The sequence below is a fragment of the Streptomyces sp. NPDC051051 genome (genome assembly GCF_040682975.1).
In the GTDB taxonomy this organism is placed as follows: domain Bacteria; phylum Actinomycetota; class Actinomycetes; order Streptomycetales; family Streptomycetaceae; genus Streptomyces.
The window spans coordinates 32,102-46,545 of the sequence record NZ_JBFBCB010000044.1; the positions used below are offsets into that span (position 1 = coordinate 32,102).

The following is a 14,444-nucleotide window of genomic DNA, read 5'->3' on the forward strand; positions in this document are numbered from 1 at the left end:
GGCGGATCAGCCGACCAGGACCGCGGGCCTCAGTTCGCGCACCGCCACCACGTCCATCCGTGCGGGTGACCCCAGGACCGCCGCCCCGCAGCTCTCCGGGCGGGGCGGCAGGGACGCGCCCTGGGCCACGACGACCCGCCAGTGTCGCCCGTCGACGTGGGTGACGGTCACCTCCCAGCGCGGCGCCTCGCCCTGTGTGCGCACGACGGTGAGGGCCTCGGCCGCGTACTCGCCGGTCGCCCTCCGTACGGCCAGCTCCGCCGCCTGAGCGGGCCGTTCCCAGGCGGAGTTCCCGCGGCAGCCGTCCACGACGATGCGGCCCTCCTGGACGCCGTGCAGCACCTCTTCGACGGAGTGGGCCCGAGCGCGGCCGTAGGCGTAGCCGTACGGCAGGACGAGCACGGTCGGCGAGAACCGGTGACCGCCCAGGTGGGTGACCTCCCAGACGCCGTCCACGCCCGACGCGGCGAGTTCGGCGGCGAGGGGGCGGCCGAGGAGGGCGCAGCAGCGGTCGCGCTTGCCGTTGGTGCAGACGAGGGCGAGCGGGTCGCCGGTGTGCGGAGTGCCGCCGAGCGCGGTGCCGAAGGTCCGGTGGTCGCCTCGGCCGAGCGCGGCGAAGTCGAGGTCCAGCAGCCGGCCCGGGTCGTCGGTCCTGGCGCTGTGCAGCCACACCCCGCCGGGCACGGTGTGGGCCGCGTACACCTGGCGCAGGGGAAGGGTGCCGAAGTCGGCGTGCGGTCCGGGGCGGCGGATGAGCGCGACGCGTACGCCGGTGTCCTGCGCGGCGGCCTCCAGAGCGCGGCCCAGCGAGGGATCCAGGTGGCTCGACGTGAGCGCCTTGGCACCCCAGGGGCCGGGCTGTTCCAGCAGCAGCCAGGTCGTCGCCGTGGCCGCGGTCCCCGGCATGGGCTCGTCGAGGTCCCGCGAGACGGTCGTGCACGTACTCACAGAGGTGAGCCTAACCTGACTTGATGCCCAGCTGCCTCCGTGGGGCGCGTGTCCCGCGACACGGCATGCGCGCACGTGCCGCTCGGTTCCCGGCGCCGCCGCGTCGCGGCCGTCCGGCGCGACGGGCCTACTCGGGGACCGGCTGGGGAGGTTTCGGGCCCACGTAGATTCCGCTCGGACGCATGCGCAGGGGGCGTTCGCCGTACTCCTCCAGGGCGTGCGCGATCCAGCCCGCCGTCCGGGCGACGGCGAAGACGGTCTCGCCGGCCGACGCCTCCATGCCGCAGGACGCCGTCAGGACCGCCAGCGCGAGGTCGACGTTGGCGTGCAGCGGGGCGTGGCGGGCGGTCGTGTCCACGATGTCGCGGGCGGCGGCCAGTGCCGGCGCCGCCTCGGGGATCTCCGCCAGGCGGGCGAAGAGGACGCGCGCGCGGGGGTCCTCCCGCGCGTAGAGCCGGTGTCCCAGGCCGGGGATGCGGCGGCCGGCCCGCAGCTCCTCCGCGATCACGGGGCCCGCCGAGCCCCGGTCGAGCACGTCGAGCACCAGCCGGTGCGCGAGCCCGCTCGCCGCGCCGTGCAGAGGGCCCTCGATCACTCCGAGCCCCGCGGTGACGGCCGCGTACGCGTGTGCGCGGGCGCCGGCCGCGACCCGCACCGCGAGCGTCGACGCGGCCAGGTCGTGGTCGACGAGCAGGGCGAGCGCGGTGTCCAGGACGTGCAGGGGCGCCTCTGCCGCCGGCTGCCGGCTGAGCCGCCCCCACAGCCGCTGGGCCAGCGAACCGCCGTCCCGGTGGGTGGGCAGTTTCGGCGGCAGGGCGGCGACGAGGGTCGGGATGAGGCCGCGGGCGGCGCCGAGCACCGCGTCCGCGGACAGGTCGAAGCGGAGCGGGTCCGCCACCGCGGCGGCGATCGCGGCGACGCGCAGGCGGTCGGTGGGGCCGGCGTGTTCGGGCAGGGCGTCGACCGCGCGGCGGGCGGCCTCGACAGCGGCCCGTGGCGCGGTGAAGGCGGCTCCGTGCCGCATCCGGCCGGTCCAGAGCCATTCGGCGACCTCTTCGTACGAGTGCCGGGCGGCCAGCTCGGTCGCGTCGACGCCCCGGTAGTAGTACCGGTCCTCGCGGATGAGGGTGAGGCGGGTGCGTACGGACTGTTCGGCGCCGGTGCCCGGACTCCCGCTGCTCTCCCGCCTGTTGCGCCGCGCGAGCGTCTCGACCTCCCGGGCGTCGAAGGTGCTGCCCCGGCCGCCGGGCACGCGCCGGCTGCCCAGCTGGCCGCGGCTGACGTAGGCGTACACGGTCTCGGGCTTCACGCCGAGCAACTCGGCGGCCTCCTTGGTGGTCAGCCGTCGTTCCGGGTGGCCGGGGCCGGGTTCCTGATCGCGCATGGGATCACCGTATCCACAAGATACATGTATTGATTCAATCAATATTGACACTTCATTAGTCAACCATGGACAGTCGAATCAAGTTCGAGGAGGAAACCATGTCCGTCAACAGGTACGCAGCCACACCCGTCGAGGTGCCGCGGGGGCTCGCCGGTGTCGTCGTCGCCGACACCGAGGTCGGTGACGTCCGGGGACGCGAGGGCTTCTACCACTACCGGCAGTACTCGGCCGTCGACCTCGCCCGCAGCCGCCCGTTCGAGGACGTCTGGCATCTCCTCGTCCACGGCCACCTGCCGGACGCGCGCCGCGCCGCCGCCTTCGCCGCGGAGACCGCCGCTCTGCGAAGGCTCCCCGACCGGGTGACGGCCGCCCTGCCCGCCGTCGCGGCGGTGGGCGCGGGCGCCGACCCGCTCGCCGGCCTGCGGACGGCCCTGTCGCTGCTGGGCGCCGCGAAGGGCTTCCGGCCGGTGTACGACATCGACGCCGACCGGCGTCGGCAGGACACCCTCGCCGCGGCGGCCGCCGTGCCCACACTGCTCACCGCGCTCCACCGGCTGGGCAGGGGCCTCGAGCCCGTCGAGCCGCGCGACGACCTCTCGTACGCGGCGAACTACCTGTACATGTTGACGGGGGCCGAGCCGGAGCCGGAGCGGACGCGGGCCGTCGAGCAGTACTTGATCTCCACCATCGACCACGGATTCAACGCGTCCACCTTCACCGCCCGGGTCGTCGCCTCGACGGGCGCGGACGTGGCCGCCTGCCTGGTCGCCGCCGTGGGGGCGCTGTCGGGACCCCTGCACGGCGGTGCCCCCAGCCGTGCGCTGGACACTCTGGACGCGATCGGCACGCCCGACCGCATCGACCCGTGGATCCGCGAGAGGGTTCTCGCCGGCGACCGCATCATGGGTTTCGGGCACGCCGTCTACCGGACCGAGGACCCGCGTTCGCGCATGCTCCGCGAGATCGCCCAGGGTTTCGGGGGGCCGCGCGTGGACTTCGCCGTGGAGGTCGAGCGGCAGGTCGAGGCGATCCTCGCCGAGCTGAAGCCGGGCCGGGAACTGCACACGAACGTGGAGTTCTACGCGGGCGTGGTCATGGAGCTGTGCGGGTTGCCCCGTGAGATGTTCACCCCCACCTTCGCGGCGGCCCGCGTCGTGGGCTGGAGCGCCAACATCCTGGAGCAGGCGGAGGACAAGAAGATCATCCGGCCCGCGGCCCGGTACGTGGGACCTCGGGCGCCCGTCCCTGTGTCGGCGGCCTGAGCCGGAGCGCGACCGCCCCGGCGGGTGACCGGCCCGTGGGCGGCTTCCCGGAAGGCGGCCGGAGAACGCGTGTGGCCTGGTGCCGTTCCGGCGCCAGGCCTCATCGGTGGTGATCGAGCAGGGACGGGGTGCCGGGCTGCTCGCCGGGTGACCGCCGGCTCGCCGAGCGGTTGCGCGCGGCCGGGGTGCGGGCGACGGGACGGGTCTTAGGGTGGACGCGTGCCCGGGCGGTGGAGTCAGGCGTCGGGGATGTCCGCCTTGGCGCGGATCAAGGTTTCTCTGCTCACGACGACGATGCGTTCGTAGTCGGCGCGTGCAGCGTCCGCGGGCAGTTCACCGTCCAGCGCCTCGGTGGCCTCGGTGGCCTCGGTGGCCTCGGTGCCGATGACGGCGAAGTTGCCGTCACTGAGTTCGAACACGTCGGGGCAGGTCGATCCGGAGGAACTGCCACGGGCGCTGGGGGGGGGGCACCGATGCGGCGCACGATCTTCAAAACTACCGGTCCTTATGAACGTTCAACTCGGACAGAGTGGTGAACGCCACACGTTACTGGTGCTCGAGAGGCCCCTGTGGCTGCATGGCCGAAAAACACCCCCGTCGTGTCACCGATGCCGGTGCGTTGACCCGCTCGGCGGGACCGCTCGACGTCAGTCGGTGGGAGGAGTGCCGACGACCCACCATTCGTCCGTGTCGGCCTCGTCGAGGTCCTGGACCAGGCGGTCGACCATGCGGCCCACGCGCGCCTCTTCCGAAGTTTCGTCGAGGGAGGCGCGCATGCGCCTCGCCGCCTCCCAGTACTCCCGGAAGATCGGGCTCTGGAAGAACTCCCGGAGGGCCGCGTAGAGCTCGTCGCGGTCCACCAGCCCCGCCCGGTAGACGTGGTAGAGGTTGACGTACCAGGCGTTGGCGTAGAAGAACTGGCGGCGCCGCTCTGCCGGAATGTCCTTGTCGTACGTGTCGATGACCTCGGCCAGGGACGGGTCGTCGATCGCCCTGGTCAGCAATTCCCAGTGCATGCGCTGCTGATGTGTCAGGGACTCGCGCCGGATCGCCAGCTCCTCCGGCTCCAGTCGGCGCGCGTGCAGACGGGCCTTCTCCATTCGCCGCTGACGTGCGGCCAACGTCAACCCTGCCGTGGCGACCAGGATCCCTGTCGCCGCCGAGTTGAACCTCCCCGTGATCTTCTTCCGCGTGACCATGTCAACCCCCGAATCGGGCGGCCGCCCGCCGGTCGTCGAGTGCGGGTCGGCTGACGGGGACCGGCGAGCGATGGGCGGCGCTTGCCACCTCCAGGGTGCCGAGCGGCTCTGATCGGCGGGGGAGGCGGAGAAGAGGCGCACGGAGGGAAGCGAGGGTCGCACACTCCGGCGCCGTGCCCAACGTCTGCCCCACGAGCGCTGCTAACAATCGTTCACTTCGCGGAGATTCCCCCTGCTCGTATCCTGGCTGCGCATTCCATCCCCGACCGTGCGCCGGGCCGTGAGCCGGTGCACGCGTAGGTGTCAGAGAGGTCGCACGTTGACGCAGAGCCGCACTCCGCAGCAGATCCCGGTCGTCGTACTCGCCGGATTCCTGGGTTCCGGCAAGACGACACTGCTCAACCACCTCCTCCACCGCAGCGGAGGCAGCCGTATCGGCGCGATCGTGAACGACTTCGGCTCCATCGAGATCGACGCCATGGCCGTGGCGGGCGCCCTCGGCGACTCGACCGTCTCCCTCGGCAACGGCTGCCTGTGCTGCGCCGTCGACGCCGGTGAGCTGGACGGGTACCTCGAACGCCTCGCGCGCCCCTCCACCGGCATCGACGTCGTCGTCATCGAGGCCAGCGGGCTCGCCGAGCCGGAGGAACTCGTCCGGATGGTCCTCGCCAGCGAGCATCCGGGGATCGTGTACGGCGGGCTCGTCGAGGTCGTCGACGCCGCCGAGTTCGACGAGACCCGCACTCGGCACCCGGAGATCGACCGGCACCTCGCCCTCGCCGACCTCGTCGTGGTGAACAAGCTCGACCGGACGCCCGACGCCGCCCGCGTCCTGGACCTCGTCCGCTCCCTCACCGACCGGACCGCCGTCGTACCCGCGACCTACGGCCGTATCGACCCCGAGTTCCTCTTCGACTGCCGGCCGAACGAGGAGCGCGTGGGGCAGCTCTCCTTCGACGACCTGTACCGACAGGACGGCGTCGACGGACAGGACGGGCAGCACGCCCACGACCGACAGGACGGCCCCGACGGGCCGGAAGGTCACGGCGATCACCCCGGCCACCTGCACACCGCCTACGACAGCGTGTCCTTCGTCTCCGAAGTCCCGCTGGACCCGCGCCGGTTGATGCCTTTCCTCGACAGCCGTCCCGAAGGGCTGTACCGCATCAAGGGGTACGTCGACTTCGGGCCGCACGACCCTGTCAACCGCTATGCCGTGCACGCCGTCGGGCGCTTCCTGCGTTTCTACCCGGAGCCCTGGGGGCCCGCCGAGGAGCGCCGCACCCAGCTCGTCCTCATCGGTTCCGGCATCGAGGCCGCCGCCCTCGCCAAGGAACTGCAGGCCTGCGAGAACGACGCCCCGCACGCCGACGAGCGCGGCATGTGGGGCGTCCTCCGTTACGTCCGGGACCCCGACGTCGAGGCGGTCGAGGCGGTCGAGGCGGTCGAGGCGGTCGAGGCGGTCGAGGCGGTCGAGGCGGTCGAGGAAGCCTAGAGCGGGCCGGCCACGACCGACACCGGCTTGCCCAGCGACACGCCCGAGCCGTCCCGGCGCGGGTCGATCTCCGGCATGTCGACCGGTGTGCCGTTCTTCTGGGCGGCCCGCGCCGGGACGGCACCCGCCCAGGCCAGGGACAGGCAGTCCTCGCCCTTCAGGAACCGCTGGCAGCGCACGCCGCCGGTCGCCCGCCCCTTGCGCGGGTACTGGTCGAACGGGGTCAGCTTGGCGGTCGTCTGGACGGAGTCGTCCAGGGTGCCGCGCGAGCCCGCGACCGTGAAGACCACCGCGTCGGCCGCCGGGTCCACGGCGGTGAAGGAGATCACCTTCGCGCCGTCCGTGAGCTTGATGCCCGTCATACCGCCGGCCGGGCGGCCCTGCGGGCGGACCTGCGACGCCTGGTAGCGCAACAGCTGGGCGTCGTCCGTGATGAAGACCAGGTCCTCCTCGCCGGTGCGCAGCTCGACCGCGCCGACGATCCGGTCACCCTCCTTGAGGGTGATGACCTCCAGCTCGCCCTTGTTGCTCGGGTAGTCGGGCACCACACGCTTGACGACGCCCTGCTCCGTGCCGAGCGCGATACCGGGGGAGGACTCGTCGAGCGTGGTCAGGCAGACCACCGTCTCGTCACCCTCCAGCGAGACGAACTCCGCCAGCGGCGCGCCGCCCGAGAGGTTCGGCGCGGACGCCGTGTCCGGCAGCTGCGGCAGGTCGACGACGTTGATGCGCAGCAGCCGGCCCGTCGAGGTGACCGCGCCGATCTCCCCGCGCGCGGTGGCCGGCACGGCCGACACGATCACGTCGTGCTTGGTCCGCCGGGCGTCCGCGTCCTCCCCGAAGGGCTCGGCGTTCGCCGTGCGGGCCAGCAGACCCGTCGAGGAGAGCAGCACCCGGCACGGGTCGTCGGCGACCTGGAGGGGCACGGCGGAGGCCGGCGTGCCCGCCGACTCCAGCAGGACCGTACGGCGCTCGGTGCCGAACTTCTTCGCCACCACGGCCAGTTCGGCCGAGACCAGCTTGCGCAGCTCCGCGTCCGACTCCAGGATCCGGGTCAGCTCGGCGATCTCCTCGTTGAGCTTCTCCTTCTCCGCCTCCAGCTCGATCCGGTCGTACCTGGTCAGCCGGCGCAGCGGCGTGTCGAGGATGTACTGCGTCTGGATCTCCGACAGGGAGAAGCGCTCGATCAGACGCTCCTTGGCCTGCGCGCTGTTGTCGCTGGAGCGGATCAGCCGGATGACCTCGTCGATGTCGACGAGCGCCGTGAGCAGGCCTTCGACCAGGTGCAGACGGTCGCGGCGCTTGGTCCGGCGGAACTCGCTGCGCCGCCGGACGACCTCGAAGCGGTGGTCGAGGTAGACCTCGAGCAGTTCCTTCAGGCCCAGCGTGAGCGGCTGGCCGTCCACCAGCGCCACGTTGTTGATGCCGAAGGACTCCTCCATGGGCGTCAGCTTGTACAGCTGCTCCAGGACCGCCTCCGGCACGAAGCCGTTCTTGATCTCGATGACCAGGCGCAGCCCGTGCTCGCGGTCGGTGAGGTCCTTGACGTCGGCGATGCCCTGGATCTTCTTCGAGCCGACCAGGTCCTTGATCTTGGCGATGACCTTCTCGGGGCCGACGGCGAAGGGCAGTTCGGTGACGACGAGGCCCTTGCGGCGGGCCGTCACGGTCTCCACCGACACCGTGGCGCGGATCTTGAAGGTGCCGCGGCCCGTCTCGTAGGCGTCCCGGATCCCCGAGAGGCCGACGATCCGCCCGCCGGTGGGCAGGTCCGGGCCCGGGACGTGCTTCATCAGCGTGTCCAGATCCGCGTTCGGGAACCGGATCAGGTGGCGGGCGGCCGAGACGACCTCGCCCAGGTTGTGCGGCGGCATGTTCGTGGCCATGCCGACCGCGATGCCCGAGGAGCCGTTGACCAGGAGGTTCGGGAACGCGGCGGGCAGTGCCGCCGGCTCCCGCTCCTGGCCGTCGTAGTTCGGGTTGAAGTCGACCGTGTCCTCGTCGATGGACTCGGTCATCAGGCTCGTCGCCGCGGTCTGACGGCACTCGGTGTACCGCATGGCGGCCGGCGGGTCGTCGTTGCCCAGCGAGCCGAAGTTGCCGTGGCCGTCGACCAGGGGCACGCGCATGGAGAACGGCTGGGCCATGCGCACCAGGGCGTCGTAGATCGACGCGTCGCCGTGCGGGTGCAGCTTGCCCATGACCTCGCCGACGACCCGCGCGCACTTCACGTAGCCGCGGTCGGGGCGCAGGCCCATCTCGTTCATCTGGTAGACGATCCGGCGGTGGACGGGCTTGAGGCCGTCGCGGGCGTCCGGCAGGGCGCGGGAGTAGATGACCGAGTACGCGTACTCGAGGAAGGAGCCCTGCATCTCGTCGACGACGTCGATGTCGAGGATCCGCTCCTCGTACGAGTCGTCGGGCGGCGGGGTCTTCGTGCTGCGGCGGGCCATCGCTGCCGGCTCCTCCTGTTTCCTGGTCGCTCGCCTGCGGGGCGCTCACGTCGGTGTCGACGCGCGTCCTGCGGCTCACTCTTGCTGAGGCGTGTGACGGGATCTCCGCGGACCATTGTGGACCGTGGCACCGACAGTGCGTCCCGGGGCCCGGGCGTCGGCGACCGGACCGGCCGGAGAGGCACCTCGTCCACGGCTGTCCGCAGGCTACGCGATCTCGCTCTCGGCGTACGCCGCCCGGGAACTCCACCGCCGCTCCGCACGCTTGCATACAGTGGCAGGACCGGCAGGAAAAACTGGCAGGACCGGCAGGAAAAACGCGGTTTCGACGACCGCGCCCGCGATCGGAAGGACGTACATGCCCATGGGTCACACGGCCACAGCCCAGGCAGGCTCCGGGGGCCTGACAGCGACCGAGCACCGCCTGGCCAACGGCCTGCGCGTGGTGCTCTCCGAGGATCACCTGACCCCCGTCGCGGCGGTGTGCCTCTGGTACGACGTGGGCTCGCGCCACGAAGTCAAGGGCCGCACCGGCCTTGCCCACCTCTTCGAGCACCTGATGTTCCAGGGCTCCGGGCAGGTCAAGGGCAACGGTCACTTCGAGCTGGTCCAGGGTGCGGGCGGCTCGCTCAACGGCACGACCAGTTTCGAGCGCACCAACTACTTCGAGACCATGCCCACGCACCAGCTGGAGCTCGCCCTCTGGCTGGAGGCGGACCGCATGGGCTCGCTGCTGGCCGCGCTGGACGACGAGTCCATGGAGAACCAGCGCGACGTCGTCAAGAACGAACGCCGCCAGCGCTACGACAACGTCCCCTACGGCACGGCGTTCGAGAAGCTGACCGCCCTCGCCTACCCCGAGGGCCATCCTTACCACCACACGCCGATCGGCTCGATGGCCGACCTGGACGCGGCGACCCTGGAGGACGCGCGCGCGTTCTTCCGCACGTACTACGCGCCCAACAACGCCGTGCTGTCGGTCGTCGGCGACATCGACCCGGAGCAGACGCTCGCCTGGGTCGAGAAGTACTTCGGCTCCATCCCCGCCCACGACGGCAAGCCCCAGCCCCGTGACGGCTCCCTGCCCGACATCATCGGCGAGCAGCTGCGCGAGGTCGTAGAGGAGGAGGTCCCGGCCCGCGCCCTGATGGCCGCCTACCGTCTGCCGCAGGACGGCACACGCGCGTGCGACGCGGTCGACCTGGCGCTCACCGTGCTCGGCGGCGGCGAGTCCTCCCGCCTCTACAACCGCCTGGTCCGCCGCGACCGTACGGCCGTGGCCGCCGGCTTCGGCCTGCTGCGCCTGGCCGGGGCGCCCTCCCTGGGCTGGCTGGACGTCAAGACGTCCGGCGACGTCGAGGTGCCCGTCATCGAGACGGCCATCGACGAGGAGCTCGCCCGGTTCGCCGAGGAGGGCCCCACCGACGAGGAGATGGAGCGCGCCCAGGCCCAGTTGGAGCGCGAGTGGCTGGACCGTCTCGGCACGGTCGCCGGCCGCGCCGACGAACTGTGCCGGTACGCGGTGCTGTTCGGCGACCCGCAGCTGGCCCTGACCGCCGTCCAGCGCGTGCTGGACGTCACCGCGGAGGAGGTCCGGGAGATCGCCCGGGCCCGCCTGCGCCCGGACAACCGAGCCGTACTGGTCTACGAGCCCACCGAGCCCACCGAGCCCGCCGAGAACACCGCCGACGAGGACGAGAACGAGGAGGCGGCCCAGTGACCGAGCTCGCCGCGATGGACTTCCACCCCCAGCCCCGCGCGGGCGAGGCCAGGCCCTGGGCGTTCCCCGCCCCCGAGCGCGGGACGCTCGACAACGGCCTGACCGTCCTGCACTGCCACCGCCCCGGACAGCAGGTCGTCGCCGTCGAGGTCATCCTCGACGCGCCCCTGGACGCCGAACCGGCCGGCCTCGACGGCGTCGCCACGATCATGGCGCGGGCCTTCTCCGAGGGCACGGACAAGCACTCCGCCGAGGAGTTCGCCGCCGAGCTGGAGCGCTGCGGCGCCACCCTCGACGCGCACGCCGACCACCCCGGCGTCCGCCTCAGCCTGGAGGTTCCGGCCTCCCGCCTGGCCAAGGCCCTCGGCCTCGTGGCCGACGCCCTGCGGGCGCCCGCGTTCGCCGACAGCGAGGTCGAGCGCCTCGTCCGCAACCGCCTGGACGAGATCCCGCACGAGCTGGCCAACCCCTCCCGGCGCGCCGCCAAGGAGCTCTCCAAGGAGCTGTTCCCGGCGACCGCGCGCATGTCGCGCCCGCGCCAGGGCACCGCGGAGACCGTCGAGAAGATCGACTCCGCCGCCGTACGCGCCTTCTACGAGAAGCACGTCCGCCCCGCCACGGCCACCGCCGTGGTCGTCGGCGATCTCACCGGAGTCGACCTCGACGCGCTCCTGGGCGACACCCTGGGCGCCTGGACGGGGTCCGCGGCCCAGCCGCGGCCGGTGCCGCCGGTGACCGCCGACGACACCGGACGGGTCGTCGTCGTGGACCGCCCCGGGGCCGTCCAGACGCAGCTGCTGATCGGCCGCATCGGCGCCGACCGGCACGCGCGCGTGTGGCCCGCGCAGGTGCTCGGCACGTACTGCCTGGGCGGCACCCTCACCTCCCGGCTGGACCGCGTCCTGCGCGAGGAGAAGGGCTACACCTACGGCGTGCGCGCCTTCGGCCAGGTCCTCAGGTCCGCGCCGGACGGCTCGGGCGCCGCGATGCTCGCCATCAGCGGTTCGGTCGACACCCCCAACACCGGTCCCGCGCTGGAGGACCTGTGGAAGGTGCTGCGCACCCTCGCCGAGGGCGGTCTGACCGACGCCGAGCGGGACGTCGCCGTGCAGAACCTCGTCGGAGTGGCGCCCCTGAAGTACGAGACGGCCGCCGCCGTGGCGGGCACGCTGGCCGACCAGGTCGAGCAGCACCTGCCGGACGACTACCAGGCCACGCTGTACCAGCAGCTCGCCGCGACCGGCACCGTGGAGGCCACGGCGGCGGTCGTGAGCGCCTTCCCGGTGGATCGCCTGGTGACGGTCCTCGTCGGCGACGCGGCCGCGATCAAGGCGCCGGTCGAGGCCCTCGGCATCGGTGAGGTGAAGGTCGTCTCCGCGGAGTAGGAACGCGGACCGGCGGCCGTGAGGCCGCGCGCAGGAGCCCTGGTGGACGGATGTGCCACCAGGGCTCCTTGATGTCCGAATTGAGGGAAAGGCTGCCTGTCTGCCCTGTGGCATGCGCTACAAAAGCCGCGTTCTGTTTGGGGATCGACGGCCGCCGCGTCTAGTTTCAACCGGGCTGTTCGTCAGGCAGTGCGCCGCGTCCGCGGCACCGGACAGTCATCGCCGAGTCCCCCCACGGCGCGAGCCAGGGGAGCCGGGGACCCAACCAGACAGTCCCTGGGGTGAATCGGACGCCCGCGCGAGCCGCGAGGGGGTCCGTAGGAGACCTTCCTGCTCCGAACCCGTCAGCTAACCCGGTAGGCGAGAGGGAAGGAAAGGACCGCTCAACTTCATGGCGTCCACTTGCGCCACCGGGAAGCACCGTCGTCCCAGCAGGATGAAGCGCACCACCGCCCGCGCGGCGGGCATCGCTGCGCTCACCACCACCGGCGTCATCGGCACCGTCGCCTCCGGCCCCGCCCTCGCCGCGGAGAAGGCCGTCGAGCAGACCGGCCTCATCCCGGTCGTCACGATCGGCGACACGGTCGCCGAGCGGATCGACGACCAGGCCGCCGCGCAGAAGCAGGCCGCCGTGGCGGAGGCCGCGCGCCAGGAGGCCGCCGCCCAGGCCGAGGCGGAGCGCGAGGCCCGGGTCCGCGCCGCCCGCGCGGCCGAGCGCGAGCGCCTGAACGCCTTCGTCTCGCCGATCAGCGGCTCCTACGTCTCCACCGGCTACCGGTCCGGCGGCTCGCTGTGGTCCTCCGGCAGCCACACCGGCATCGACTTCCACGCCGCCAGCGGCACCCCCGTGCACGCGGTGGGCCTCGGCACCGTCGTCGAGGCCGGCTGGGGCGGCGCCTACGGCAACCAGGTCGTGATCCGGATGAACGACGGCACGTACACCCAGTACGGCCACCTGTCGTCCATCAGCGTCTCGGTGGGCCAGAAGGTGGCCCCGGGGCAGCGCATCGCCCTGTCCGGCGCCACCGGTAACGTGACCGGCCCGCATCTGCACTTCGAGGCCCGCACCGGCGTGGAGTACGGCTCGGACATCGATCCGGTCGCCTACCTCCGCAAGCACGGTGTGCACATCTGACGACGTACGGCGACAGATCGTACGGCCCCGGCCCGCGCGGCCGGGGCTTTCGTCGTTTCCGGGACCGTACTGTCCGAAAAATATCCCTGGATTCCGGCCCGCCATCGGAAATTCCCGCTGATTGCAATAGAGTCACGGAACACACGTCAATCGTCGACGTTTCACGGGGATTAAGGCGGAGGTCGGTCATGCGTATTCCGGCGCACTCGGTGTGCACGGCCATCCGGGACGACATCGTCGCGGGTGTCTACGAGCGCGGCAGCCGCCTCACCGAGGAACTCCTCGCACGCCGCTACGGTGTCTCGCGCGTCCCCGTCCGGGAGGCGCTGCGCACGCTGGAGGCGGAGGGTTTCGTCGTGACGCGGCGGCACGCGGGCGCGTGCGTCGCCGAACCGACCGAGCAGGAGGCCGCCGACCTGCTGGAGATGCGCATGCTCCTGGAGCCGCTCGGCGCCGCCCGGGCCGCCCAGCGACGCACCGAGGCCCACCTCAAGGTGCTGCGCGGCCTCGTCCGGCTGGGCCAGGAGCGTGCCAGGCGCGGCAACAGCGAGGATCTGCGCTCCCTGGGGGGCTGGTTCCACGAGACCCTCGCCCAGGCCTCCGGCAGTCACGCCCTCACCTCGACGCTCACCCAGCTGCGCCACAAGATCTCCTGGATGTACACGGTCGACGCGTCGGCCACCCCCATGGAGTCCTGGGCGGAACACGGCGCGATCGTGGACGCGGTGGCGCGCGGCGACGGAGAACGCGCGCGGGCGGTGACGGCGCTGCACACCGAGCGCGCGACCTCCGCGCACCGGCTGCGCTTTCCGGGCGGTGACCGCCGGGACCGTGTGAGGACTTCGCAACACGTCGTCAACATGTCCGGCCTCCGGCATTAACACGAGGGCCGTATACAAAGAAGGTAATTCGGCGGAGAGGTATTTCCGCTGCCTTTTTCCGGCGCGCCCCCGCATTTATGGTGGTGTGCCCCTCGCGCGCCTGTCGCATGTTCTTCGCATGCCCTTCTCGGGGCCTGCGCGATATCCGTGACACGCGGCCGGCGATTTCCGCCGGGCCCCGGAAACGGCGGAGCCGCGCCGCCCGGACCGGGCGACGCGGCTCCTGTCCGCTGCGGGTGGCGGCCGGCTCAGACGGTCTCGGGAAGCTCCTCGAGCCCCTCGGCGACCAGCTTCGCCAGACGGTCGAGGGCGGCGTCCGCACCCTCGGCCTCGGAGGCGAGGACGATCTCCTCGCCGCCCTGGGCGCCCAGGCCGAGAACGGCCAGCATGGAGGCCGCGTTGACGGGGTTGCCGTCGGCCTTGGCGATCGTCACCGGGATGCCTGCGGCCGTGGCGGCCCGGACGAAGATGGAAGCGGGGCGGGCGTGAAGGCCCTCGGCCCAGCCGACGTTGACGCGGCGCTCAGCCATGTGATGCTGCCCTTCGGTGTTCAGGTTGTCTAGACCAGTGTTCCACACGTGA

11 protein-coding genes, 1 pseudogene and 1 riboswitch are annotated in these 14,444 nt (G+C 72.0%); of the genes and pseudogenes, 6 read left to right on the forward strand and 6 right to left on the reverse strand.

The window, feature by feature from the left end; translation table 11 throughout:
* Positions 1-6 precede the first annotated feature (6 nt).
* Positions 7-948 carry a sucrase ferredoxin gene (locus AB0N31_RS28075; RefSeq protein ID WP_366061225.1) on the reverse strand — a complete coding sequence of 314 codons (942 nt, stop codon included), beginning with the start codon at positions 946-948 and terminating at the stop codon, positions 7-9.
* 127 nt (positions 949-1,075) lie between these two features.
* Positions 1,076-2,332 carry a citrate synthase gene (locus tag AB0N31_RS28080; protein WP_366061226.1) on the reverse strand — a complete coding sequence of 419 codons (1,257 nt, stop codon included), beginning with the start codon at positions 2,330-2,332 and terminating at the stop codon, positions 1,076-1,078.
* A gap of 98 nt (positions 2,333-2,430) precedes the next feature.
* On the opposite strand from AB0N31_RS28080, the gene AB0N31_RS28085 reads away from it, so the two are divergent.
* Positions 2,431-3,594: a citrate synthase/methylcitrate synthase gene (locus tag AB0N31_RS28085; RefSeq protein WP_366061227.1), complete on the forward strand. Its 1,164-nt coding sequence runs from the start codon at positions 2,431-2,433 to the stop codon at positions 3,592-3,594.
* Between the two features lie 236 nt (positions 3,595-3,830).
* On the opposite strand, the pseudogene AB0N31_RS28090 reads toward AB0N31_RS28085, so the two are convergent.
* Positions 3,831-4,087, reverse strand: a pseudogene (locus AB0N31_RS28090) (hypothetical protein).
* Between the two features lie 154 nt (positions 4,088-4,241).
* Positions 4,242-4,793, reverse strand: a complete 552-nt coding sequence (locus AB0N31_RS28095) for a DUF6082 family protein (RefSeq protein ID WP_366061228.1) — start codon at positions 4,791-4,793, stop codon at positions 4,242-4,244.
* Positions 4,794-5,112: 319 nt separating this feature from the next.
* On the opposite strand from AB0N31_RS28095, the gene AB0N31_RS28100 reads away from it, so the two are divergent.
* A complete protein-coding gene (locus AB0N31_RS28100; RefSeq protein ID WP_366061229.1) occupies positions 5,113-6,288 on the forward strand; it encodes a GTP-binding protein in 1,176 nt (391 codons plus the stop codon).
* On the opposite strand, the gene AB0N31_RS28105 is transcribed toward AB0N31_RS28100, so the two are convergent.
* Positions 6,285-8,741 carry a DNA topoisomerase IV subunit A gene (locus AB0N31_RS28105; RefSeq protein ID WP_366061230.1) on the reverse strand — a complete coding sequence of 819 codons (2,457 nt, stop codon included), beginning with the start codon at positions 8,739-8,741 and terminating at the stop codon, positions 6,285-6,287. The two genes, AB0N31_RS28100 and AB0N31_RS28105, sit on opposite strands and share 4 nt — an antisense overlap.
* Before the next feature lie 358 nt (positions 8,742-9,099).
* On the opposite strand from AB0N31_RS28105, the gene AB0N31_RS28110 reads away from it, so the two are divergent.
* The 4 genes from AB0N31_RS28110 to AB0N31_RS28125 all read left to right on the forward strand — a co-directional run bounded on the left by AB0N31_RS28110 (position 9,100) and on the right by AB0N31_RS28125 (position 13,862).
* Positions 9,100-10,461 (forward strand): pitrilysin family protein, encoded by a 1,362-nt coding sequence (locus tag AB0N31_RS28110; RefSeq protein ID WP_366061231.1) that lies wholly within the window; start codon positions 9,100-9,102, stop codon positions 10,459-10,461.
* On the forward strand, positions 10,458-11,846 hold the full coding sequence (locus tag AB0N31_RS28115; protein WP_366061232.1) for a pitrilysin family protein: 1,389 nt from the start codon (positions 10,458-10,460) through the stop codon (positions 11,844-11,846). Before AB0N31_RS28110 ends, AB0N31_RS28115 begins: the two co-directional genes overlap by 4 nt.
* Before the next feature lie 210 nt (positions 11,847-12,056).
* Positions 12,057-12,224: riboswitch (cyclic di-AMP (ydaO/yuaA leader) on the forward strand.
* Positions 12,225-12,237: 13 nt separating this feature from the next.
* Positions 12,238-12,981, forward strand: a complete 744-nt coding sequence (locus tag AB0N31_RS28120) for a M23 family metallopeptidase (RefSeq protein ID WP_366061233.1) — start codon at positions 12,238-12,240, stop codon at positions 12,979-12,981.
* A 188-nt stretch (positions 12,982-13,169) separates the two neighbouring features.
* Complete coding sequence (locus AB0N31_RS28125; protein WP_366061234.1) at positions 13,170-13,862, forward strand: GntR family transcriptional regulator; 693 nt, start codon at positions 13,170-13,172, stop codon at positions 13,860-13,862.
* Positions 13,863-14,110: 248 nt separating this feature from the next.
* Here the strand turns inward: AB0N31_RS28125 and AB0N31_RS28130 are convergent, their stop codons facing one another.
* Positions 14,111-14,392, reverse strand: coding sequence for an HPr family phosphocarrier protein (locus AB0N31_RS28130; protein ID WP_189262368.1), 282 nt, complete (start codon positions 14,390-14,392; stop codon positions 14,111-14,113).
* Positions 14,393-14,444: the final 52 nt, after the last annotated feature.

Bases quoted from the DNA above. Each gene is read 5' to 3' on its own strand.
- AB0N31_RS28080 (WP_366061226.1), bottom strand. From the start codon at position 2,332: ATGCGCGATCAGGAACCCGGCCCCGGCCACCCGGAACGACGGCTGACC.
- AB0N31_RS28085 (WP_366061227.1), top strand. From the start codon at position 2,431: ATGTCCGTCAACAGGTACGCAGCCACACCCGTCGAGGTGCCGCGGGGG.
- AB0N31_RS28095 (WP_366061228.1), bottom strand. From the start codon at position 4,793: ATGGTCACGCGGAAGAAGATCACGGGGAGGTTCAACTCGGCGGCGACA.
- AB0N31_RS28105 (WP_366061230.1), bottom strand. From the start codon at position 8,741: ATGGCCCGCCGCAGCACGAAGACCCCGCCGCCCGACGACTCGTACGAG.
- AB0N31_RS28110 (WP_366061231.1), top strand. From the start codon at position 9,100: ATGCCCATGGGTCACACGGCCACAGCCCAGGCAGGCTCCGGGGGCCTG.
- AB0N31_RS28120 (WP_366061233.1), top strand. From the start codon at position 12,238: ATGGCGTCCACTTGCGCCACCGGGAAGCACCGTCGTCCCAGCAGGATG.
- AB0N31_RS28125 (WP_366061234.1), top strand. From the start codon at position 13,170: ATGCGTATTCCGGCGCACTCGGTGTGCACGGCCATCCGGGACGACATC.
- AB0N31_RS28130 (WP_189262368.1), bottom strand. From the start codon at position 14,392: ATGGCTGAGCGCCGCGTCAACGTCGGCTGGGCCGAGGGCCTTCACGCC.